This is a genomic window from Flavobacterium granuli (assembly GCF_900129705.1).
Taxonomy (GTDB): domain Bacteria; phylum Bacteroidota; class Bacteroidia; order Flavobacteriales; family Flavobacteriaceae; genus Flavobacterium; species Flavobacterium granuli.
This window is the reverse complement of record NZ_FQWO01000005.1, coordinates 61,894-83,818: the sequence shown is the minus strand read 5'-3', so window position 1 is coordinate 83,818 and position 21,925 is coordinate 61,894. Positions and strand designations below refer to the sequence as shown.

Here is a 21,925-nt window from a genome sequence, read left to right as displayed (position 1 = left end):
TTTTTATTTTCGTTCGTTTTTAATTTCGTCTACAATCTCTGGATTCAACAAAGTAGAGGTATCACCAAAATTAGAGAAATCACCTTCAGCAATTTTACGCAAAATTCTACGCATAATTTTTCCGGAACGGGTTTTTGGCAAACCGGAAACAAACTGAATCTTATCCAGTTTTGCAATTGGCCCAATATGATCTGAAATTTGTTGATTGATCTCTTTAGTAAGATTCTCTCTGTCTCGGTATTCTCCAGTTTCTTTCAAAATTACGAAACCGTACAATGCATTTCCTTTTATGTCATGTGGAAAACCTACAATGGCACTTTCGGCTACTGCAGGATGCTCATTTATGGCATCTTCGATTGGCGCTGTTCCTAAATTATGACCAGAAACAATTACCACATCATCTACACGACCAGTAATTCTGTAATAACCTACTTCATCGCGTAAAGCACCGTCTCCGGTGAAGTATTTACCCGGAAAAGCACTGAAATAAGTGTCTTTATATCGTTGATGATCGCCCCAAATGGTTCTGGCGATTCCAGGCCAAGGAAATTTAATACAAAGACTTCCCGTAACCTGATTGCCTTCAATCTCATTGCGTTTTTCATCCATAAGAACAGGCTGAATTCCCGGTAATGGTAAGGAAGCATAGGTAGGTTTTGTTGGAGTTACAAACGCAATTGGGGAAATCATAATTCCACCAGTTTCTGTCTGCCACCAAGTATCAACAACAGGACATCGCTTTCCTCCTACGTGGTCATTATACCAATGCCATGCTTCTTCGTTAATTGGTTCTCCAACAGATCCGATTACTTTTAGAGACTTCAAAGGATATTTTTGTACATAATCTAGGCTTTCTTTTGCCAAAGCTCTGATGGCTGTAGGAGCAGTATAAAATTGCGTTATTTTATGTTTTTCGATAGTTTCCCAAAAACGACTAAAATCAGGATAAGACGGTACTCCTTCAAAAATTACCGTTGTGGCTCCATTTAATAAAGGTCCGTAAAGAATATAAGAATGTCCTGTGATCCAACCAATATCAGCGGTACACCAAAAGATGTCATTTTCTTCATAATTGAAAACATTTTTGAATGTATAAGCGGTATAAACCATATAGCCTGCCGTGGTGTGCACCATCCCTTTTGGTTTTCCGGTAGAGCCGGAAGTATAAAGGATAAACAAAGGATCTTCGGCATCCATAATTTCGGCTACATTATTATCTGAAGCTTCATCAAAAAGCGGTTGCAACCATTGGTCACGACCCGGTTTCATATTTATATCCGTATTTGTTCTTTTGACAACCAATACGTTTTCGACAGAAGGGCAATTTACCAATGCCTCGTCAACAATTCCTTTTAAATCAATTGTTTTATTGCCACGATAACCACCGTCTGATGTGATCACCATTTTGCATTCGCTGTCAATAATCCTGCTGGCGATGGCCGAAGCCGAAAATCCGGCAAAAACAACTGAATGTATAGCTCCAATCCTAGCGCAAGCCAAAATAGAAACGGCCAGCTCAGGAATCATAGGTAAATAGATACAAACACGATCTCCTTTTTTTATCCCTTGTTCGCGTAAAACATTAGCCATTTTAGAAACACGCTGATGCAATTCATTATAACTGATATGCAATGCCTCTTCATCCGGGTTGTTAGGCTCAAAAATAATAGCAGTTTTATCCCCTCTTTTATTCAGATGTCTGTCTATACAGTTTTTTGTAATATTTACTTTTGCTTCGGTAAACCATTTTACTTCTGCTTCACCCATATTAAAATCTACGACTTTATCCCACAATTGGTACCAAGTGAAATTTTCTTCGGCTATTTTGCCCCAAAATTTTCTAGGCTCACGAACTGATTTATTATAGTGTTTAAAGTATTGTTCTAAATTTTCAATTTTATAATAACTCATGCTTTTTAATTTTTTATAAATGTATTAAATCCCTCTCTATTCCTAAAACAATTTAAATCATTAATTATATTAAAAAAAAACATATTTAACATTAAAATAATCGATTAAATGTATTTTATCTAAAATTAGCTTATTTTAGCGGAATTCTCATATATCAAAAAAGGCGCAGTAGATTTCCTACCCGCCTTTTTTCATTAACAACAATTTCAACATTAAGATATGCAGTAAAACGCACCAAAATCCAACTACCTAAAATAATTTGGATGCTAAATACACTATTACCTGCTATAATATAAGAATATAGTCCCTCTAATAGTGTCACTTTATTAAAGGAATCACCTCACTTAGTTTACAACTCCTTTGCAAACTAAGTGATGCAATAAGCAACCATATTCATTTTTGAAATTTTAATAAATTGTTTAACTAATTCAAAATATTGTAAAAATAAATGATACAGTGCTAATTCCAACACATAAGTGTCGTAACTCCTAAATTGAATCTCTATATTTTTTTCATAGCCGTCATGGATGCTCTCAACCATTCTCCAATTTCTTCAATTGGATGTTGACGAATACTTTTATTCACCGCAATAAGAACCGTATTGTCAGTACCATTTGTAGTTGCAAAAGGTTTTCCTATTACATTAGTGTCGATTGATTTCATAAAATCTGTCAATAATGGCTTACAAGCATGGTCAAATAAATAGCAACCATATTCAGCAGTATCCGAAATAATTCTATTCATTTCATATAATTTTTTTCTAGCTACCGTATTAGCAATCAATGGCAATTCGTGTAAAGACTCATAATAAGCTGATTCTTCAATGATTCCGGTTTGAGTCATCGTTTCAAAAGCCAATTCCACACCCGCTTTTACCATGGCAATCATTAATACACCGTTGTCAAAATATTCTTGTTCAGAAATTGGAGCTTCGGTTGGAGCTGTTTTTTCAAAGTTAGTTTCAGCTGTAGCTGCTCTCCAAGTCAATAAATTGATATCATCATTAGCCCAGTCAATCATCATGTTTCTTGAAAATTCTCCAGAAATAATGTCATCCATATGTTTTTGAAACAAAGGACGCATAATGTCTTTTAATTCGTCAGCCAATCTGTAAGCTTCAATTTTTGAAGGATTGTTTAAACGATCCATCATATTTGTAATTCCACCGTGCTTCAAGGCTTCAGTAACTGTTTCCCAACCGTATTGGATTAATTTTGAAGCATATGCCGGTTCAATTCCTTTTTCAACCATTTTGTCGAAACACAAGATAGAACCTGTTTGCAGCATTCCGCAAAGAATAGTCTGCTCTCCCATCAAATCCGATTTTACTTCAGCTACAAAAGAAGAGTTCAAAACTCCTGCTCTATGACCTCCAGTAGCTACAGCATAGGCTTTTGCTTGAGCAAATCCAACTCCATTAGGATCATTTTCCGGGTGAACCGCAATTAAGGTTGGTACACCAAAACCTCTTTTATACTCTTCACGTACTTCAGATCCAGGACATTTTGGAGCACACATAATTACAGTGATGTCTTTACGAATTTGCATTCCTTCTTCCACAATATTAAAACCGTGAGAATAAGCCAAAGTTGAACCATTTTTCATTAATGGCATTATCGCTGTAACTACAGCTGTATGCTGTTTATCTGGAGTAAGGTTACAAACCAAGTCAGCCGTTGGAATTAATTCTTCATAAGTTCCCACTTTGAAACCATTATCAGCAGCGTTCATATAAGAAGCTCTTTTTTGAGCAATAGCCTCAGCGCGCAACGCATAAGAAATATCTAAACCTGAATCTCTCATGTTTAAACCTTGATTCAAACCTTGAGCTCCGCAACCTACGATAACTACTTTTTTTCCTTTTAATGCTTCGATGCCATCAGCAAATTCAGATTGATCCATGAATTCGCAAACGCCTAATTGTTCTAATTGTAATCTAAGTGGTAATGTATTGAAATAATTTGCCATTGTTTTATATTTATTGATTTAATTCTTCTAATAATGTTGAAATTTCCATTTTTTCCTTCGAAACGGATATTCTTCCTGAGCGCACAAACTGCATGATTCCGAAAGGCTTTAATTTTGCGTATAATTCTTCTATATCTGAACGTCTTCCTGATTTTGAAATCACAAAAAAATCTCTCGATACGGTAACTATTTCCGAATGACTTTCTTTTATAATATTTTGAATTTTTCTTTCGTCAAACAATAAGTTGGATTGTATTTTGAACAAAGCGCTTTCCAAGAATATAGTTTCTTCATCAATATGATAAAAAGCTTTAATTACATCAATCTGCTTTTCGATCTGACCTACAATATTCTGTACCCATTTTTCGGTAGTATTGACTACAATGATAAATCTAGAAACTTTTTCAATTTCTGATTCTGAAACATTTAAGCTCAGTATATTAATGTGACGCTTTAAGAAAATACCTGATATTCTATTTAATAAGCCCACATTGTTTTCTGAATAAACAGAAATGGTGAATGTTTTATTTTCCATAATATTAACTTAATCTAATGTCTGAAACCGAAGCACCTGTTGGAATCATTGGGAATACATTGTTTTCTTTTTCTACCATAACCTCAAGGAAATAAGACTCTTTTGAAGCCATCATTTCGGCAACAGCCGCATCCAAATCTTCTCTTTTTGTCACTTTTTTGGCTTTGATATAATAGCCTTCGGCAATTGCGATAAAGTTTGGATTAATCATCTCGGTCGAGGCATATCTTTTGTCAAAAAACAATTGTTGCCATTGACGTACCATTCCAAGAAACTCATTGTTGAGTATTACAATTTTCACGGGAACTTTCGTTTGAAAAATAGTTCCTAACTCCTGAATAGTCATCTGAAAACCTCCATCACCAATAATAGCGACCACTTCTCGATCGGGTCTTCCCATTTTAGCACCGATGGCCGCAGGTAAAGCAAATCCCATCGTACCTAAACCGCCAGAAGTGACATTACTTTTAGTAGAATTAAATTTAGCGTAACGACAAGTAAACATCTGGTGTTGTCCCACATCCGAAACCATAATGGCATCCCCTTTAGAGTGCTTGTTAATCATTTCTATCGTTTCTCCCATCGAAATTCCCTCTTTCTTTGGCTTTAACTCGTCATTGATTACGGTCTCCAGTTCTGTTTTGTGTCTTTCCTTAAATTCATTGTGCCAAGATTCGTGTTTTTTCTCTTCAATCAAAGGCAATAAAGCAGTCAAGGCTTCTTTGACATCTGCCAAAACGGCTACTTCTGTTTTTACATTTTTATCGACTTCGGCTGGATCAATTTCAAAATGGATTACTTTGGCCTGTTTGGCATAAGTCGCTAAATTTCCTGTAACGCGGTCGTCAAAACGCATTCCAAGTGCAATTAAAACGTCGCATTCATTAGTCAGAACATTCGGCCCGTAATTTCCGTGCATACCTACCATTCCTACGTTTAAAGGATGATCAGTAGGCAAAGCAGAAAGACCCAAAATTGTCCAAGCCGCCGGAATTCCAGATTTTTCAACCAAGGCTTTCAGTTCAGCTTCGGCTTCGCCAAGGATAATTCCCTGACCAAATATGATGTAAGGTTTCTTAGCATTATTTATTAACTGCGCTGCTTCCTTTACTTTTTCAAGATTCAAAGTCGGTTTTGGGTTGTAACTTCTAATGCCTGTACACTTTTTATAGCTGAATTCGAATTCATCAAATTGAGCATTTTTAGTAATATCAATCAAAACAGGTCCCGGACGTCCTGATCTAGCGATATAAAATGCTTTGGCAATGATTTCTGGAATCTCAGAAGCTTCAGTGATTTGATAATTCCACTTTGTCACCGGAGTCGAAATTCCGATGATGTCTGTTTCCTGAAAAGCATCAGAACCCAATAGATGTTTTCCAACCTGACCTGTAATACAAACCATCGGTGTAGAATCGATTTGCGCATCCGCGATACCGGTTACCAGATTTGTAGCGCCGGGACCCGAAGTCGCTATCGCAACACCCACTTTTCCAGTCGCCCTCGCAAATCCTTGCGCTGCATGTGTCGCTCCTTGTTCGTGACGTACCAGAACATGATGCAATTGATCTTTAAATTTATATAATTCGTCATAAACAGGCATTATCGCCCCTCCGGGATAACCATAAACCAAGTCTACTCCTTCTTCTAATAAGCATCTGATAATGGCTTCGGCGCCTGATATTTTATTTGTTTTCATTTTGTATTGATGTTTCAATTATTATTGAAATTGCTTTTTTGAAATTGACATTGTTTTATTTGTCAGTAACGCATCCCTCAGAAGCACTGGATACTGAACGCATATATTTAAGTAAAACTCCTTGTTTAATTGGTGATTCTGGCTGTTTCCAATTGGCTTTACGTTTAGCGAATTCTTCGTCAGAAATTTTCATATTAATAGTGTTTTTCACTGCATCTATGGTTATCACGTCGCCATTTTCGATTAAAGCAATTCCTCCACCTTCATAAGCTTCTGGAGTAACGTGTCCTACTACAAAACCGTGAGAACCTCCAGAGAAACGTCCGTCAGTGATTAAAGCTACTGTACTACCTAAACCAGCTCCCATAATAGCAGAGGTTGGCTTTAACATTTCGGACATTCCAGGACCACCTTTTGGGCCGCAATAGCGGATAATGACGACATTACCTGGTTTTACTTCACCGGCTTGGATTCCTCTGATTACATCTTTTTCACCTTCAAAAACTACAGCTGTACCTTCAAAAAACTCTCCTTCTTTTCCACTAATCTTTGCTACACAACCTTCTGAAGCAATATTTCCGTAAAGAATTTGAATATTTCCAGTTGGTTTTAATGCTTTTTGGATTTCATGAATTACTTCTTGTCCATCCTGTAAATCAGGAACTGAAGCTAAATTCTCTGCAATTGTTTTTCCTGTTACTGTCAAACAATCACCGTGTAATAAACCTTCTTTTAATAAATATTTCATTACTGCTGGAACACCACCTACATTATGTAAATCTTCCATTAAGTATTTACCACTTGGTTTCAAGTCGGCTAATAATGGTGTTTTATCACTAATATCTTGGAAATCTTTTAATGTTAATTCAACACCAACCGAATGAGCCATAGCAATTAAGTGCATCACGGCATTTGTAGAACCTCCTAAAACAGCTACCATTGTAATAGCATTTTCGAAAGCTTTACGAGTCATAATGTCTCTAGGTTTAATATCTTTTTCCAGCAATATTCTAATCGCTTTTCCAGCATCAACACATTCTTGTTTTTTTTCTGGGCTTAAAGCAGGATTAGATGAACTGTACGGCAAACTCATTCCTAGTGCTTCAATTGCTGATGACATAGTATTTGCAGTGTACATTCCGCCGCAGGCACCTGCACCCGGGCAAGCATTTTGTATTACACCTTTAAAATCTTCTGGCGTAATTGTGTTGCTGATTTTTTTTCCTAAAGCTTCAAATGCAGAAACAATATTTAAATCTTCCCCTTTCCATTTTCCTGGATGAATAGATCCTCCATAAACCATAATAGAGGGACGATTTACTCTCCCCATAGCCATTAAGGCGCCCGGCATATTTTTATCACAACCTGGAACAGCAATCAAACCATCATACCATTGTGCTCCCATAACAGTTTCAATAGAATCAGCAATTACATCACGAGAAACTAAAGAAAAACGCATTCCGTCATTTCCATTAGAAATACCATCACTTACACCAATGGTATTAAAAATCAAACCAACCAAATCTTCTTTCCAGACACCAGTTTTAATATCCTTTGCTAAATCGTTTAAGTGCATGTTACACGGATTTCCATCGTATCCCATACTCACAATTCCTACCTGTGCTTTTTTCAGATCTTCTTCAGTTAATCCAATTCCATAAAACATAGCTTGGGAAGCTGGTTGAGTTTCATCTTGTGTGATTGTCTTACTGTATTTATTTAATTCCATTTTTTATTGTTGTTTGTGTATTTTAAATTTATTGCAAAAAAAAACCTCCCAAATAGATGGGAGGCCTTAAATATCTTTTTACTTATATCTATACCATTCCCTCTGCATATGTGATAATCACAATGACATTAATAATTGAAGGAATAATAACAAATAGTTTCATTTATCTTTTTTAGATGTGCCAAATGTATAAAAACAAATGAAACAAAAAAATATATCCACTAAAAATTATATCAATCCAGATTATTTAATGCCTTTTTGACTATTGTCTGCTAGACAATTGTCGATTGTCCTATATGGACATTGTTTCTATTGAAATACAATAAGTCATCCTTATTCAGAATAAAATTAGAAACAAACTCCCCAACTTCATTCGTCCCAAATGTCGATCCCGGATTTAAATCAATGGTCACCACTTGGTATTCAATAGATTTTTTTACTCCTTCATAAACATTTTTAGCTTCCTCAAAAAGGCCAAAATGCTCCAGTAATAAAGCAGCAGATAATATAGAAGCAATCGGATTTGCAATGTTTTTTCCGGCTGCTTGCGGATAAGAACCATGAATAGGTTCAAAAAGCGCATTTGTTTTTCCCAAAGAAGCCGAGGCTAATAATCCTATTGAACCGGTGATTACACTTGCTTCATCTGATAAAATATCACCAAATAAATTCTCGGTCAAAATGACATCAAATTGCTTTGGATTTAAAATAATCTGCATCGCGGCATTATCCACAAATAAGAAATCCAATGCTACATCGGGATAAGCTGCGCTGACATTTTTAACTACTTTTCTCCACAAACGCGAAGTTTCAAGCACATTTGCCTTATCGACCAAAGTGACTTTGTTTCTTCTGTTTTGTGCTGATTTGAAAGCCAAATGTGCAATTCTGGCGATTTCTTCTTCTGAATACTCGCATAAATCAGAGGCTAATGTTCCTGCTTCGTTTAATTTTTTTTCTCCAAAATAAACTCCACCTGTTAATTCTCTAAAAATAGTAAAATCAGTACCTTCAATATATTCTCTTTTCAATGGAGAAGCATCCAGTAATGATTTGTATGGTTTTATAGGTCTAATGTTCGCAAAAAGACCAAGTTCTTTTCTTAATCTTAATAATCCTTGTTCCGGACGCACTTTTGCATCGGGATTGTTATCATATTTAGGATCGCCAATGGCTCCAAACAAAACGGCATCTGTATTCAAACACAAATTAAGGGTTTGTTCCGGAAGCGGATTCCCCGTTTTATCGATAGCCACAGCTCCCATAAGTGCATCTTCAAAAACAAATTCATGATTATATACTGAACCAACTGCATATAAAACTTTTTTGGCCTGTAAAATTACTTCAGGACCTATTCCGTCTCCCGCTAGTACCGCTATTTTTAAATTCATGGCTTAATTTTTTTTATGAATCCTAATTTCTAACTAAATCACTTTGTATTTTGCAGGCTGCAATGATTTGATGAATATCTTCATCCAAAACTTCTTTTTTAATATCTGCAAATTTTAAAAACTCAACATATACAATATCCAACTGCACTTTGGTCAATTCATAACCCACTTTTTTAGCTCTGTAAGCCAAAGCTGCTCTACCGCTTCTGGCTGTAAGAACGATCGAAGACTCATTGACTCCAACATCCAAAGGATCCATGATTTCATAAGTAGCTCTGTTTTTAATCACTCCGTCCTGGTGAATTCCCGAACTGTGTGCAAAAGCATTGGCTCCCACAATAGCCTTGTTAGGCTGCACCATCATTCCCATGCTTTCAGAAACCAAACGACTCATTTCGTTCAATTGCTTGGAATTGATATCAGTGTATAAATTCAAATAAGGATGTTGTTTAAAAATCATTACCACTTCCTCAAGTGCCGTATTTCCGGCTCTTTCTCCAATTCCGTTTATAGTACACTCAATTTGTCGGGCTCCGTTAATGGCTCCTGCAATCGAATTAGCGGTAGCCATTCCTAAATCATTATGACAATGACAAGAAAGAATAACGTTTTCAATACCTTTTACATTTTCTCTCAGGTATTTAATTTTTGCCCCATATTCTTCCGGCAAACAATAACCTGTTGTATCAGGAATATTCAAAACCGTGGCACCTGATTTTATAACTTCCTCACAAACTCTTGCCAAAAAATCATTATCGGTTCTCCCCGCATCTTCAGCATAGAATTCAACATCTTCCACATAGGACTTGGCATGTGCAACAGCAAACTTTGCTCTGGCGATAATATCCTCTCTGGTGGTTTGAAGTTTATGAATTATATGTGAATCTGATGTTCCTATACCGGTGTGGATACGCGGTTTTTTGGCAAACTTCAATGCTGAAGCAGCAACATCAATATCATTTTTTACGGCTCTTGTCAAACCGCAAACTGTGGCGTTTTTAACAATTTTACTTATTTCGGAAACAGACAAAAAATCTCCCGGACTAGAAACAGGAAAACCGGCTTCAATAATATCGACACCCATTTCATCCAATCGATTTGCTATTACGAGTTTTTGATTGGTATCTAATTTACATCCCGGGACCTGTTCTCCATCTCGCAAAGTGGTATCAAAAATTTGAACTTTCTCTCTATTCATTTTCGTTTATTTAATGTAATTTCACATCTCGATAACAAAAATAGATTTCATTAACGCTAACATAAAACAAGTTTTGATGGAATATACTACTTATAAAACAAACAAAAACAACGTAAACACCCTGAAATCAACGTTTTAATACATTATAATTTACAATGGCTAACCATCAAAAAGATTTTTTATTTGTATTAATAAAGTCTTTGTCAAAATCTGAAAAGAGACAATTTAAGATTTTTGCAAGCCGACTGGAGACCAGTTCTAATACAAAGTTTATTGAATTATTCAATATTTTGGACAAATCAGAAGCTTATGATGAAAAACTTATTCTAAAAAGCGGCATCATCAAAAAAGTACAATTATCCAACTTGAAGTCCTATTTATACAAACAAATTCTCGTGAGTATTCGATTGAATATTCCCAGTCAAAATATTCGTTCCCAACTAAGGGAGCAAATTGATTTTGCCACAATTCTATACAACAAAGCGCTATACAGACAAAGTTTAAAAATCTTGGATAAAACAAAAATTCAAGCATTGGAGCATGACGAAAAAAACATTGCTTATGAGATTGTAGAATTTGAAAAACTGATTGAATCCCAGTACATCACCCGAAGTATCCAGGGACGCGCCGACGAACTGGTCGTTCAGGCCAAAGAATTGAATTATCAAAATACGATTTCCAGCAAATTGTCTAATTTATCTTTGCAATTGTATGGAATTATGCTCAAAACGGGCTATGTGAAGAATGACGAAGAATACAAGTATATAGACAATTATTTTAAGAAACACATTTCAAAATTAAATGAAGCTAAATTTGGTTTCAGAGAAAAATACTGGTTTTACAATGCCAATCTTTGGCGTAGTTTTTTAGTTCAGGACTTTCTTGGTTGTTATAAATATGCCAATAAATGGGTTACTCTATTTTATGACAACAAAAATATGATTTATCTGAATCCCGTGTTTTTCTTAAAGGGAAATCATTATTTATTGGAATCTTTGTTCATGTTAAAATACAAATCAAAATTCAAAAACTATTTGGAATTGCTGGAAGAAACTATCAATGACCCACATTTTCCGGTGAATGATAATGTGGCTTCCTTATCCTTTTTGTATTTGTATAACAACAAATTAAATTTTCATATTCTGGAAGGGACTTTTGCCGAAAGTGAATATTTAATCCCTGTCATCTTAGACAAAATAAAACTGCACAGCGAGCATCTTGATGAACATCACGAAATGTTGTTTTATTACAAGTTTGCTTCTATATATTTTGGTGTCGAAAAATATGAGGAATCTATCTATTATTTAGAGAAAATCATCAACAACAAAAACCTCTCTATGCGGGAAGATTTAATGTGTTTTTCCCGAATCCTTTGTTTGATTGCTCATTATGAATTAGGCAAGGATTATTACTTGGAAACCCAATTGAAAAACACCTATAAATTTTTGATTAAAATGAATGACTTGCATGAAGTGCAAAAAGAAATCATTCGCTTTTTGAAAAACTTAAACTCGATTTATCCGAGTGACATCAAAAAAGAGTTTATAAAAATGAGAGCACGGTTTATAGAATTGGAAAAAAACACCTATGAAAAGAGGGCTTTTCTATATTTGGATATTATTTCTTGGCTCGAAAGCAAAATTGAGAACCGAAAAATAAGCGATATTATTAAGGAAAAAGCAAAACTGATTAACCGTTAGCTTATAAAAGTAAAAAGGAGGCCATAATAGACCTCCTTTTTACTTTTATTCCAATTTATTTTTTGTCCTCTTTCAGCATCAATTCTTTGATATATTTTACCGGAGCGCTGCCGTAGCTGAGGAATTTTTCATGAAATTCTTTCAAATTGAATTTTGCTCCCTCCTCTTTTTTCAGCATTTCCCTTAAATCATAAATTTCAGTATAACCCGTAAAATAGGATGACAATTGCACTTGCGATAAGGTAACACGCTTCCATTTCCCATCTGCTTCCGCTTGTTGTTGAAATGCTTCTTTGATCAATAAATCCAAAGCGGCTTCCTTACTCATGTTTTTGACATGAACACTGTAATCCAAGATGGCATTACAAGTCGTTCTTAAATTCCATTTGTAATACATCAGCCACATCTCATCAGAGTTTTTGTATCCGCTTTCGAGCATCATTAGTTCGGCATAAACGGCCCAACCTTCAACCATAGCGCCATTGCCTAGAATCGCTTTGATAATACTTGGCGATTGATTGCTATAAACCAGTTGGGTATAATGTCCAGGAATTGCTTCGTGGATATTCAATATTTGTAAGATGTAATCGTTGTATTCCCTTAAATAACTTTCTGCATTCTCAGCTGACCAGCCTGCCATACTTCCTACATTATAATAAGTGTTCGCATTCTTGTCATAAGGTCCCGGAGCCGAAATAGATGCACCAGCCACGCCAGCCATATAAGCCGGTTCTTTGCGCACCACAAGTGGTTTTGAAGGATCAATGTACAGTAAATCTTTGGACTTTACATAGGCTACCAGCTCAGGAATTTGTTTCTCTATTTCCGATTGGAATTTTTCCGGTGTAGTATGCTGCAACGAAATCTTATCGATTACCATTTTGATCAGTTCTAATTTATCTGTTGGTTTTGGAGTAGATTTCAAATACTTTGGCCACAATTTATCCGCCAAAGCAAACATTTTTTCGTGCAATTCTTTTTTATGATTGACTGCTTTTTGAAAAATTTCGTCAGCACTGTAACTGGATTGAATGTCGAGATCAAATTTCTCATTATATAAAGCTGAGCCTAATCGGAACGAGCGAGGACTTTTGTTATCTAATATCTTTAACCAATTAACATAAGATGTAATCGCTTCAACGGCAATTTTAGCTTTCTCCCGAATCGTTTTCTTTTCAGATTCCGGCAATCTGCTTTTGCTTAAAGCTTCTTGTAAATCTTTTTCAAAAACGGATATTCCTCCCAAATTTTGATCGATTGCTAAAGCTGTGTGCTCCAAAGTTGGATTTTTGATATTCTTTTTAGCAGCTTCATAATAAGCCGGAATTGCATTCATTTTGATATTGAAATTCTGCAAACGATTGTCTAAAGCATCATAATTCCCATTCAAAATCTCTGCAAATGAACCGCAAACATTATATTCGGCAGGATTCCATTCATAAGATTTCAATTTATCCAAACTAAAAACAGTACTCTTTAATTGATTCTGAATTATATAAAGATTCGTTTTATTGTTATCAGTGAGATCTTCTATAGTATACTGCTGCAGGGAATCCAATTGGGCGTGCGCAAAATCCAGCTGTCTTTTTTTATAGGCCAAATCCGGAACTTCTAAAACGCTATCTAATTTATGATAGCCTTGGCTTGCGGCCCAGTCCGGATACAAAGACCATAGATTGGTTACAAAACCTTCTTTGTATTTATCGAATTTTTCATTTAAAGCTTTCGCATCCACTTTTTCCGCTTTTTTATTGCAGGAAAACAGTAGAACCAAACTCACTAAACAGAGGAGTGTTTTTTTCATGTGTTTTATTTTTGAGATCTTAAAGGTATAAAAATCCGTATAAAATTCTTATAATTCTTTTCGCCCTCTCAGGATGTCTTCAAAAGTGGCGCATTTTACAAACTCTTCTTCCCCGTCAATACGCATTGGCAGATGAACAAATTCCACTTCAGAAAGATCTTCTTTTAAATAAAAAGCCATATCCTCCAGCTTATAAAACCATTCGGTATCATATTGTACTTTATTGATTGTTGCGTCTTTTATCAGTAGTTTTTCTTTTAAAGGCTTCATCAGAATTTCATCTTTTTTTAGAATGCTAATTTTTTTTCAAAATTAGATTATGAATCCATACAACCCAAATTATGATATACTTCTTTTGCCTTTGATAAAACGACTAATTCAAAAATAGCTTTGTCAAATGCTTGTGATATGATTTAATGTCATTGGCTACATCTGCATTCTTTTCAATATCATGAAAATGTATACTTTGCAATGATTCCATGCCCGTAAAAGCATTCATTCGATGAAAACCAAATAAAGGGCCTTCGTCAACGCTGTGTTGGTCAAAAAATTCTCCCGGCAACGTAAAAGCCTCTTTTGGCGCATTCCAGGAAGTAGTTACCATATATTTTTTGCCGTGAAGCATTCCGCCGGTTCCGTAATTAATCGTTGGATTTTCTGAAGATCGGCCATCACTCTTGTAGATACCTTTGGCATGACCTTCGGTAAAAACCACGTCAATATATTTTTTAAATCCATGAGGCAGTTGAAACCACCATATGGGTGTGTGATATATAATAACATCAGCCCAAACAAACTTTTTAACTTCTGAAGCCGGATCATAATCCTCATTTATATTGGTCGTTTTTATTTCAAAATCGCTATTTTCTTTGAAGAAATTTAAAGTCTCGTTCGAAATCGTTTCATTAAATCTTCCACCTGAATGGCCAAACTTTTGTCCGCCGTTGATAATAAATATTTTTGTCATCATTTATATTTTAATTTGATGGTGCAAAGTTAGAATCAGAAAACCTATTATTAAAATAACTTAATTCATACCTTTGTATCATAATTATAATAGCTATGGTGAATTTAGAATGGTATAGGAGTTTTAAAGCGGTTTATAAAACAGGAACATTAACCAGTGCGGCTGAATTATTGTTTATTTCCCAACCGGGTGTGAGTTTGCATTTGAGTTCATTGGAAAATTATGTCGGTTATAAATTGTTTGATCGTACAGGCCGAAAAATGGTTCCGACAGAAAAAGGGAAAGTACTTTATAATTTTATAATTGAAGCCTTAGGCAAGCTGGAAGAAGCAGAGAAAAATTTTCAAAGAAGCACCGAAAAAAATACGCCAACGATAAGTGTGGGTATGTGTTTTGAAACTTTTCAAATTACACTGGAACAATACATTTCGAGCTTGCCATTTAATGTTATTATTCAATTTGGCGAATATCCGGAAATGGTAGAAAGTTTAGAAAAAGGCATTTTGGATCTCATCATTACTCCTCAGATGGTAGTTAAAAATGGGATTGAATATCAGGCATTTTCTTCAGAAACGATTGTACTTGTTGGCGGTAGCGAAATTGACCATTTGCAATTCGAAGCCATTGAAAAAAAGGGCAGCGTTCAAGAAACTGAACTTTGGTTAAAGCAACAAAAATGGTACGGAACTACCGGCGATATGGAACATTTACGCCGTTTTTGGCAATTGAATTTTAATAAATATCCGGATTTCAGACCCAATTACATCGTTCCGAATCTAAATTCCATTGTGCGTTGTCTGAGTAGCGGCAAGGGACTGGCTGTTGTGCCTGATTTTCTTTGTCGAAAAGAAATAGATAATGGTTCCATAAAACTGATTTGGGAAGGAAATAATCCACTGAAAAACACGCTTTATTTCGCCACCAGAAAGAAAACAATGTATCAGGAAGAAATTGCCTTGATCAAGAAAATATTTTTGGAGGCACTATAAATGATGAAGTTCAGCAAGAAACAGCCCAACTTCTTGTTTCAAAAAAGCTGTTTTAGAACTTAAAATTCCAAAACAGCATAAATTAATAGGCCAATAATTCTTTTAATTCCTTTTCAAATCTGCCTTTCGGCAAATATTGATTTTCCAAGGCTTTTGTAAACGGAATTGGGCTGTCTAAACTCGCCACACGCTTCACCGGCGCGTCGAGATATTGGAAACAGTTTTCCATTATCAGTGAAGAAATGTCGCTGGCAACTCCGCCAAACATCGAATCTTCCTGATAAATAATTGCCCGTCCCGTTTTCTTGACCGAGGCGTAAATCGCTTCAGAATCCAAGGGTTGAATTGTCCTTAAATCCAATAAATCAGCTGAAATCTCCGGGTTTTTCGCCAAAGTATCCAAAGCCCAATGTACGGCCGCTCCAAAAGAAATAATTGTAACATCATTTCCTTCTTTCAACAATGAAGCTTTTCCTAAAGGAATCGTATAATAATCTTTTGGAACGTCTTGGTAAACGCTTCGATACAATTGCTTGTGTTCGAAAAACATAACAGGATTAGGATCATTGATCGAAGTATTCAATAAACCCTTCGCATCATAGGGAAAAGCAGGATATACCACTTTTAAACCCGGAGTTTTGGTAAACCAGGCTTCATTGGTCTGTGAATGAAAAGGTCCTGCCTGGGTTCCGCCGCCGCAAGGCATGCGCACCACTACATCGGCATTTTCCAGCCAACGGTAATGCGATTTGGCTAACAAATTGACAATGGGGTTGAATCCCGTAGAAACGAAATCAGCAAATTGCATCTCCACAATAGCTTTATATCCATTGATAGACAATCCCATGGCTGCCGAAACTACCGCGCTTTCGCAGATAGGCGTATTCCGAACCCGTTCTTTGCCAAATTGAGCCACAAAGCCATCGGTGATTTTGAAAGCACCGCCGTATTCAGCAATGTCTTGTCCCATGATAACCGAGTTCTGGTGCCGTTCCATAGATTGTCTCAAACTTTCTGATATAGCATCAATAAAACGGATATTTTCTACTTCCTTTGATGGGGTAACTCCTTCATATACATAATCTTTGTATACATCATTTAACTCTTCTGTATAAGTCGCTTTAATTTCGGGTTCTGCATTAACTAATGCCCAACCTTCCTCAATTTCCTTCTTTATTTCATCTTGTAGAGCGGCGTCATAATCGGCTGTAAGGATTCCGTTTTCAAGCAAATACTTTCTATAATTGTCCACAGGATCTTTTTCGGCCCATAAATTCATTAATTCCTGAGGAACGTACTTGGTCCCGCTCGCCTCTTCATGTCCGCGCATTCTGAAAGTTTTAAACTCCAATAATATCGGGCGCGGATTTTCTTTCATCGAAGCTTTTAATTCAGACAACAAATTATAAACTTCCAGAATATTATTTCCGTCTACAATATGACTTTCCATACCGTATCCTATTCCTTTGTCGGCCAGATTTTCGCAGCGGTATTGCTCATTTGTTGGTGTTGAGAGTCCGTAGCCATTGTTCTCAATAATAAACAAAACGGGCAATTCCCAAACCGAAGCAATATTCAAAGCTTCATGAAAATCACCTTCGCTGGTAGCGCCTTCACCGGTAAAAACGGCGGTAAGCTTTCCGTTTTTCTTCAATTTATTAGCCAAAGCGATTCCGTCGGCCACTCCCAATTGGGGGCCAAGATGCGAAATCATACCAATAATTTTATATTGCTGGGTTCCAAAATGAAAACTGCGATCACGTCCTTTAGTAAAACCATTGGCCTTTCCTTGCCATTGCGAAAAAAGTCGATGCAAAGGAATATCTCTTCCGGTAAAAACACCTAAATTTCGATGCATCGGCAAGATATATTCATCTGAATCCAAAACTGCGGTTACGCCTACGGCTATGGCTTCCTGCCCTATACCGGAAAACCATTTGCTTACTTTTCCCTGACGAATGAGAATCAACATTTTTTCTTCTACCAGCCTCGGTTTTAATATTCTTTTATATAAGTCTAATAATAGATCGTTGGTTAGTTTTTTTTTGTCAAAATTCATTTTTTGGCGTTTTAGATATATCAAAAATAAATAAAATACAACAGTAGCGCTTAAATTTGTTAAATATTTTTATTTTGTTTTCACTTTTAAAATTCAAATTTAAAATTAATCAATACATTTGTAGTATCAAGGGTTTAAAGCCTTGTAAGTTATTAAAAAATATGTAATAGTATGCAAAACATTCCTAGTGTTGACTTGCGTGATTTCCTTTCGGACGACCCGAAACGTAAACAAAAATTTGTAAATGAAATCGGAAGTGCATTTGAAGATATTGGCTTCGTAGCACTAAAAGGTCATTTTTTAGATGATCAATTGGTAGAAGAATTGTACAGCGAAATAAGGAATTTTTTCGCTTTACCTTTAGAAACCAAGCGCAGTTATGAGATTCCTGGTATTGGCGGTCAAAGAGGCTATGTGTCTTTTGGAGCAGAACATGCTAAAGGTAGAAAAGAAGGTGACTTAAAGGAGTTTTGGCATTTTGGCCAGTATGTTAGCGAAGGTTCAAAATACGCTAAGGAATATCCTGAAAATGTTCAGGTTAAAGAATTGCCGCGTTTTAATGCTGTAGGTAAAGAAGCCTACCAAATGCTCGAGAAAACAGGTGTTTATGTTTTGAGAGCTTTAGCATTGGGATTGGGGCTGGACGAATTCTATTTTGACAATTATATCAAAGACGGAAATTCGATTTTGAGACCGATTCATTATCCTCCTATTACATCAGAGCCAGCCAATGCACTACGTGCTGCTGCCCATGGTGACATCAACTTGATTACTTTATTGATGGGCGCTCAAGGCAAAGGATTACAGGTTCAAAACCACAATGGCGAATGGATTGATGCCATTGCTGAACCAGATGAATTAGTGATCAATGTGGGTGATATGTTATCGCGTCATACGAATAATAAATTGAAATCGACTATTCATCAAGTGGTCAATCCACCAAGAGAATTGTGGGGAACATCCCGTTATTCTGTTCCGTTTTTCATGCATCCGGTAAGTGATATGCCATTAAATTGTCTGGAAAACTGCATTGATGCAGAACACCCAAAACAATTTGAAGACATAACTGCGGGAGAATATTTATACGAACGCTTAGTAGATTTAGGATTGATTAAAAAATAATCCTTAATTTTACTTCTAGTAATAAAAAGACATTGAGTTTACTTAATGTCTTTTTTATTTTTGTTCAACATTGTAATACCAGAGAATTCCGTTTTGAGTTTAAAAAAAATTAGAACACGGATCAATAAAACATAAAATATGGATTTAAAAGACCAATTAAAAAACCTTTTTCCGGATCACCAACCCTTAGCGGAAGAACCAATTGAAGAAGTAGCCCACGAATTATACGTGCAAAAGGAACCTATGATTTGCAAATTCGAAAAACGAAAAGGAAAAGCCACCACCATCATTGAAGGTTATGAAGGAAGTGATGAAGATTTTAAAATTTTAGCCAAAGAAATAAAAACTAAGCTGAGTGTAGGCGGTACTTTCAAAGATGATTCCATTATCATTCAAGGAGATTATCGCGATAAAATCATGGAAATCCTTAAAATAAAAGGCTTTAAAGTAAAACGTGTGGGAGGTTAAGTTTTTAGATCTAAAACAATAATAGAAAGCAAATAAAAAAACATTGTGAACTTTGCGAGAAACCTAACAAAATGACAATAAAATCATCTGAATTAATATTAAACCCAGACGGAAGCGTATACCATCTTAATTTGAAACCGGAACATATTGCCCAAGACATCATCTTTGTAGGCGATCAAAACCGAGTGGAAAAAATTACCCAATTCTTTGACAGTATTGAATTTTCGATGCAAAAGAGAGAATTTAAAACGCAGACCGGGATTTTCAAGGGAAAACGAATTAGCGTCATGTCTACCGGAATTGGGCCTGACAATATCGATATTGTCATGAACGAATTGGACGCCTTAGTCAACATCGATTTAGAAACCAGAAAGCCAAAAGAAAAACTTACATCATTGAATATCATCCGAATTGGGACTTCCGGTTCTTTGCAGGCCGATATTCCGGTTGACAGTTTTGTGATGTCAAAATTCGGTTTAGGTTTGGACAACATGCTTCGCTCCTATTTGATTGACGAAGTTTCCAATACCGCAATCGAAGAAGCTTTTATAGCTCACACCAATTGGGATTTGCGCAAAGGAAGACCTTATGTGATTTCCTGCTCAGAAATGCTGGAAAAACGTATTGAAAGTGATCGTATGCATAAAGGAATTACGGCAACTGCCGGTGGTTTTTATGGTCCTCAAGGCCGTGTTTTGCGTTTGAATATTCAGGATGAATCTTTGAATTCCAAAATGGATAATTTCAATTTTGAAGACAATAGAATAACAAATCTCGAAATGGAAACTGCTGCCATCTATGGTCTTTCGGCTCTATTAGGACATAATGCTCTTTCTTTGAATGCTATTATTGCTAATCGGGCATCGGGAATTTTTAGCGAAGATCCGTATAAAGCGGTTGATGAATTGATTGCTTATACTTTGGAAAAAATAGCAGCTAATTAGAATATGGAATCATCATTTATGTTATTTCTCTAATTATTAAATTCTCTAAATTTTACAATCATGGACTTAGTTCTTGAAACCGAACGACTGATTCTTCGCGAAATGTTGCCCTCTGATGCTCCAGATTTATTTGAAATGGATTGCAATCCGAACGTTCATAAATATTTATGGAACAAGCCTCTGACTTCTATCGATGAAGTATACCAGTATATTGAAATGGTTAGAAATCAATACTTGACTAACAACATAGGACGATTTGTTGTTGTTTTAAAAGAAAGCAATACACTGATAGGTTGGGCCGGACTAAAATACAACACCGAAGAGGTAAACAATAAAAACCATTTTTATGATATTGGCTATCGCTTGAATGAAAAGTTTTGGGGAAAAGGTTATGCTACCGAAGCTTCATTTGCCTGGCTGGATTATGGCTTTAAAACCATGAAAATTGAAACCATGATGGCTGCCGCACATACGGACAACAAAGCTTCTAATATAATTTTACAAAAAATAGGTTTACAGCTGACCGAGCAGTATCTTGAAGATGCTATTTCTTGGAACTGGTATGAACTAAAAAATCCAAATATATAATGACAACCCTAAAAATAGCCGGCGTACCGGAACATTTCAATTTGCCTTGGCATTTAGCCATTGAAAACGGCGCATTCGAAAAAGAAAATATTGATTTACAATGGACTGATGTTCCTGAAGGTACCGGAAAAATGTGCCAGATGCTTCGCTCCGGCGAAACCGATGTAGCGGTAATTCTAACAGAAGGAATCGTAAAAGATATTGTAGCCGGCAATCCCAGTAAAATTGTTCAGGTTTACGTTGAATCCCCTTTGATATGGGGAATTCACGTTGCGGCAAATTCTAATTATAAAACATTAGCCGATTTGGAAAACAAAAAAGTGGCGATTTCGCGTTTGGGTTCCGGATCACAGTTGATGGCTTACGTTAATGCACATAATCAGGCTTGGGAAACGGATAAATTACAATTTGAAATTGTGAATACGATAGATGGCGCGGTTACAGCATTGACTAATGGAACTGCCGATTATTTTATGTGGGAACGCTTCATGACCAAACCTTTGGTAGATCAGGGAATTTTTAGAAAAGTAGCTGATTGTCCAACTCCTTGGCCCTGTTTTGTAATTGCTGTTCGCGATAAAGTTTTAGAACAAAATCCTGAAATTATTTCGAAGCTACTACACACCATTAATCAAACAACAAAAGGTTTTAAAGCGATAACAGCTATCGATAAAACTTTGGCTTCTAATTACAATCAGAAAATAGAAGACATTCAGGAATGGTTATCCTTGACCGAGTGGTCCCAAAAACAATTATCACAAAAAACACTAAATGATGTCCAAAATCATTTATTTGAGCTAAAAATTATCGAGAAAATAGGTACTTTTGATGAAATTGTAAGAACAGTCTAGAT

At 35.9% G+C, this 21,925-nt stretch carries 18 protein-coding genes; 7 read left to right on the top strand and 11 right to left on the bottom strand.

The genetic code is table 11. From position 1 onward, the window contains the following. Window positions 1-3: 3 nt before the first annotated feature. From acs to BUB25_RS08470, 7 genes are all read right to left on the bottom strand, one after another. Entirely contained in the window at window positions 4-1,911 is a 1,908-nt protein-coding gene (acs, locus tag BUB25_RS08500) for an acetate--CoA ligase (RefSeq protein ID WP_072942991.1), read from the bottom strand. 501 nt (window positions 1,912-2,412) lie between these two features. Then, a complete protein-coding gene (ilvC, locus tag BUB25_RS08495; protein ID WP_072942988.1) occupies window positions 2,413-3,879 on the bottom strand; it encodes a ketol-acid reductoisomerase in 1,467 nt (488 codons plus the stop codon). Window positions 3,880-3,889: 10 nt separating this feature from the next. Further along, window positions 3,890-4,414, bottom strand: coding sequence for an acetolactate synthase small subunit (gene ilvN / locus BUB25_RS08490; RefSeq protein WP_072942976.1), 525 nt, complete (start codon window positions 4,412-4,414; stop codon window positions 3,890-3,892). A 4-nt stretch (window positions 4,415-4,418) separates the two neighbouring features. Beyond that, window positions 4,419-6,113, bottom strand: a complete 1,695-nt coding sequence (gene ilvB / locus BUB25_RS08485; protein WP_072942974.1) for a biosynthetic-type acetolactate synthase large subunit — start codon at window positions 6,111-6,113, stop codon at window positions 4,419-4,421. 55 nt (window positions 6,114-6,168) lie between these two features. Next, on the bottom strand, window positions 6,169-7,842 hold the full coding sequence (gene ilvD, locus BUB25_RS08480) for a dihydroxy-acid dehydratase (protein WP_072942972.1): 1,674 nt from the start codon (window positions 7,840-7,842) through the stop codon (window positions 6,169-6,171). A gap of 272 nt (window positions 7,843-8,114) precedes the next feature. Further along, window positions 8,115-9,233, bottom strand: a complete 1,119-nt coding sequence (gene leuB, locus BUB25_RS08475) for a 3-isopropylmalate dehydrogenase (protein WP_072942970.1) — start codon at window positions 9,231-9,233, stop codon at window positions 8,115-8,117. A 22-nt stretch (window positions 9,234-9,255) separates the two neighbouring features. Then, the gene (locus BUB25_RS08470) at window positions 9,256-10,431 is read right to left on the bottom strand and encodes a 2-isopropylmalate synthase (RefSeq protein WP_072942968.1); all 1,176 of its coding nucleotides are present in this window, start codon (window positions 10,429-10,431) and stop codon (window positions 9,256-9,258) included. A 155-nt stretch (window positions 10,432-10,586) separates the two neighbouring features. Here BUB25_RS08470 and BUB25_RS08465 point away from each other — a divergent pair, with 155 nt between their 5' ends. Then, window positions 10,587-12,131: a hypothetical protein gene (locus BUB25_RS08465; protein ID WP_072942965.1), complete on the top strand. Its 1,545-nt coding sequence runs from the start codon at window positions 10,587-10,589 to the stop codon at window positions 12,129-12,131. Window positions 12,132-12,186: 55 nt separating this feature from the next. Here BUB25_RS08465 and BUB25_RS08460 read toward each other — a convergent pair whose 3' ends face one another. The 3 genes from BUB25_RS08460 to BUB25_RS08450 form a co-directional block, all read right to left on the bottom strand. Beyond that, the gene (locus tag BUB25_RS08460) at window positions 12,187-13,935 is read right to left on the bottom strand and encodes a DUF885 domain-containing protein (RefSeq protein ID WP_072942963.1); all 1,749 of its coding nucleotides are present in this window, start codon (window positions 13,933-13,935) and stop codon (window positions 12,187-12,189) included. Window positions 13,936-13,983: 48 nt separating this feature from the next. Beyond that, window positions 13,984-14,205: a hypothetical protein gene (locus BUB25_RS08455; protein WP_072942960.1), complete on the bottom strand. Its 222-nt coding sequence runs from the start codon at window positions 14,203-14,205 to the stop codon at window positions 13,984-13,986. Window positions 14,206-14,308: 103 nt separating this feature from the next. Beyond that, window positions 14,309-14,902, bottom strand: a complete 594-nt coding sequence (locus BUB25_RS08450) for an NAD(P)H-dependent oxidoreductase (protein WP_072943335.1) — start codon at window positions 14,900-14,902, stop codon at window positions 14,309-14,311. 95 nt (window positions 14,903-14,997) lie between these two features. Here BUB25_RS08450 and BUB25_RS08445 point away from each other — a divergent pair, with 95 nt between their 5' ends. Further along, complete coding sequence (locus tag BUB25_RS08445) at window positions 14,998-15,891, top strand: LysR family transcriptional regulator (RefSeq protein WP_072942958.1); 894 nt, start codon at window positions 14,998-15,000, stop codon at window positions 15,889-15,891. An 82-nt stretch (window positions 15,892-15,973) separates the two neighbouring features. On the opposite strand, the gene BUB25_RS08440 is transcribed toward BUB25_RS08445, so the two are convergent. Beyond that, window positions 15,974-17,950 (bottom strand): alpha-ketoacid dehydrogenase subunit alpha/beta, encoded by a 1,977-nt coding sequence (locus BUB25_RS08440; RefSeq protein ID WP_072942955.1) that lies wholly within the window; start codon window positions 17,948-17,950, stop codon window positions 15,974-15,976. A gap of 171 nt (window positions 17,951-18,121) precedes the next feature. Here BUB25_RS08440 and BUB25_RS08435 point away from each other — a divergent pair, with 171 nt between their 5' ends. From BUB25_RS08435 to BUB25_RS08415, 5 genes are all read left to right on the top strand, one after another. Then, window positions 18,122-19,072 (top strand): isopenicillin N synthase family dioxygenase, encoded by a 951-nt coding sequence (locus tag BUB25_RS08435; RefSeq protein WP_072942953.1) that lies wholly within the window; start codon window positions 18,122-18,124, stop codon window positions 19,070-19,072. A 138-nt stretch (window positions 19,073-19,210) separates the two neighbouring features. Further along, the gene (locus BUB25_RS08430) at window positions 19,211-19,540 is read left to right on the top strand and encodes a translation initiation factor (RefSeq protein ID WP_072942951.1); all 330 of its coding nucleotides are present in this window, start codon (window positions 19,211-19,213) and stop codon (window positions 19,538-19,540) included. A gap of 71 nt (window positions 19,541-19,611) precedes the next feature. After that, window positions 19,612-20,484 (top strand): nucleoside phosphorylase, encoded by an 873-nt coding sequence (locus BUB25_RS08425; protein WP_072942949.1) that lies wholly within the window; start codon window positions 19,612-19,614, stop codon window positions 20,482-20,484. 60 nt (window positions 20,485-20,544) lie between these two features. After that, window positions 20,545-21,072, top strand: a complete 528-nt coding sequence (locus BUB25_RS08420; RefSeq protein WP_072942947.1) for a GNAT family N-acetyltransferase — start codon at window positions 20,545-20,547, stop codon at window positions 21,070-21,072. Further along, complete coding sequence (locus BUB25_RS08415; protein ID WP_072942945.1) at window positions 21,072-21,923, top strand: substrate-binding domain-containing protein; 852 nt, start codon at window positions 21,072-21,074, stop codon at window positions 21,921-21,923. Before BUB25_RS08420 ends, BUB25_RS08415 begins: the two co-directional genes overlap by 1 nt. The last annotated feature ends 2 nt before the right edge of the window (window positions 21,924-21,925 follow it).

Coding starts and splice junctions, on each gene's coding strand:
- BUB25_RS08430 (WP_072942951.1), top strand. CDS start 19,211: ATGGATTTAAAAGACCAATTAAAAAACCTTTTTCCGGATCACCAACCC.
- BUB25_RS08420 (WP_072942947.1), top strand. CDS start 20,545: ATGGACTTAGTTCTTGAAACCGAACGACTGATTCTTCGCGAAATGTTG.
- BUB25_RS08455 (WP_072942960.1), bottom strand. CDS start 14,205: ATGAAGCCTTTAAAAGAAAAACTACTGATAAAAGACGCAACAATCAAT.
- acs (WP_072942991.1), bottom strand. CDS start 1,911: ATGAGTTATTATAAAATTGAAAATTTAGAACAATACTTTAAACACTAT.
- ilvD (WP_072942972.1), bottom strand. CDS start 7,842: ATGGAATTAAATAAATACAGTAAGACAATCACACAAGATGAAACTCAA.
- BUB25_RS08465 (WP_072942965.1), top strand. CDS start 10,587: ATGGCTAACCATCAAAAAGATTTTTTATTTGTATTAATAAAGTCTTTG.
- BUB25_RS08435 (WP_072942953.1), top strand. CDS start 18,122: ATGCAAAACATTCCTAGTGTTGACTTGCGTGATTTCCTTTCGGACGAC.
- ilvB (WP_072942974.1), bottom strand. CDS start 6,113: ATGAAAACAAATAAAATATCAGGCGCCGAAGCCATTATCAGATGCTTA.
- BUB25_RS08415 (WP_072942945.1), top strand. CDS start 21,072: ATGACAACCCTAAAAATAGCCGGCGTACCGGAACATTTCAATTTGCCT.
- BUB25_RS08450 (WP_072943335.1), bottom strand. CDS start 14,902: ATGACAAAAATATTTATTATCAACGGCGGACAAAAGTTTGGCCATTCA.
- BUB25_RS08425 (WP_072942949.1), top strand. CDS start 19,612: ATGACAATAAAATCATCTGAATTAATATTAAACCCAGACGGAAGCGTA.
- leuB (WP_072942970.1), bottom strand. CDS start 9,233: ATGAATTTAAAAATAGCGGTACTAGCGGGAGACGGAATAGGTCCTGAA.
- ilvN (WP_072942976.1), bottom strand. CDS start 4,414: ATGGAAAATAAAACATTCACCATTTCTGTTTATTCAGAAAACAATGTG.
- BUB25_RS08445 (WP_072942958.1), top strand. CDS start 14,998: ATGGTGAATTTAGAATGGTATAGGAGTTTTAAAGCGGTTTATAAAACA.
- ilvC (WP_072942988.1), bottom strand. CDS start 3,879: ATGGCAAATTATTTCAATACATTACCACTTAGATTACAATTAGAACAA.
- BUB25_RS08460 (WP_072942963.1), bottom strand. CDS start 13,935: ATGAAAAAAACACTCCTCTGTTTAGTGAGTTTGGTTCTACTGTTTTCC.
- BUB25_RS08470 (WP_072942968.1), bottom strand. CDS start 10,431: ATGAATAGAGAGAAAGTTCAAATTTTTGATACCACTTTGCGAGATGGA.
- BUB25_RS08440 (WP_072942955.1), bottom strand. CDS start 17,950: ATGAATTTTGACAAAAAAAAACTAACCAACGATCTATTATTAGACTTA.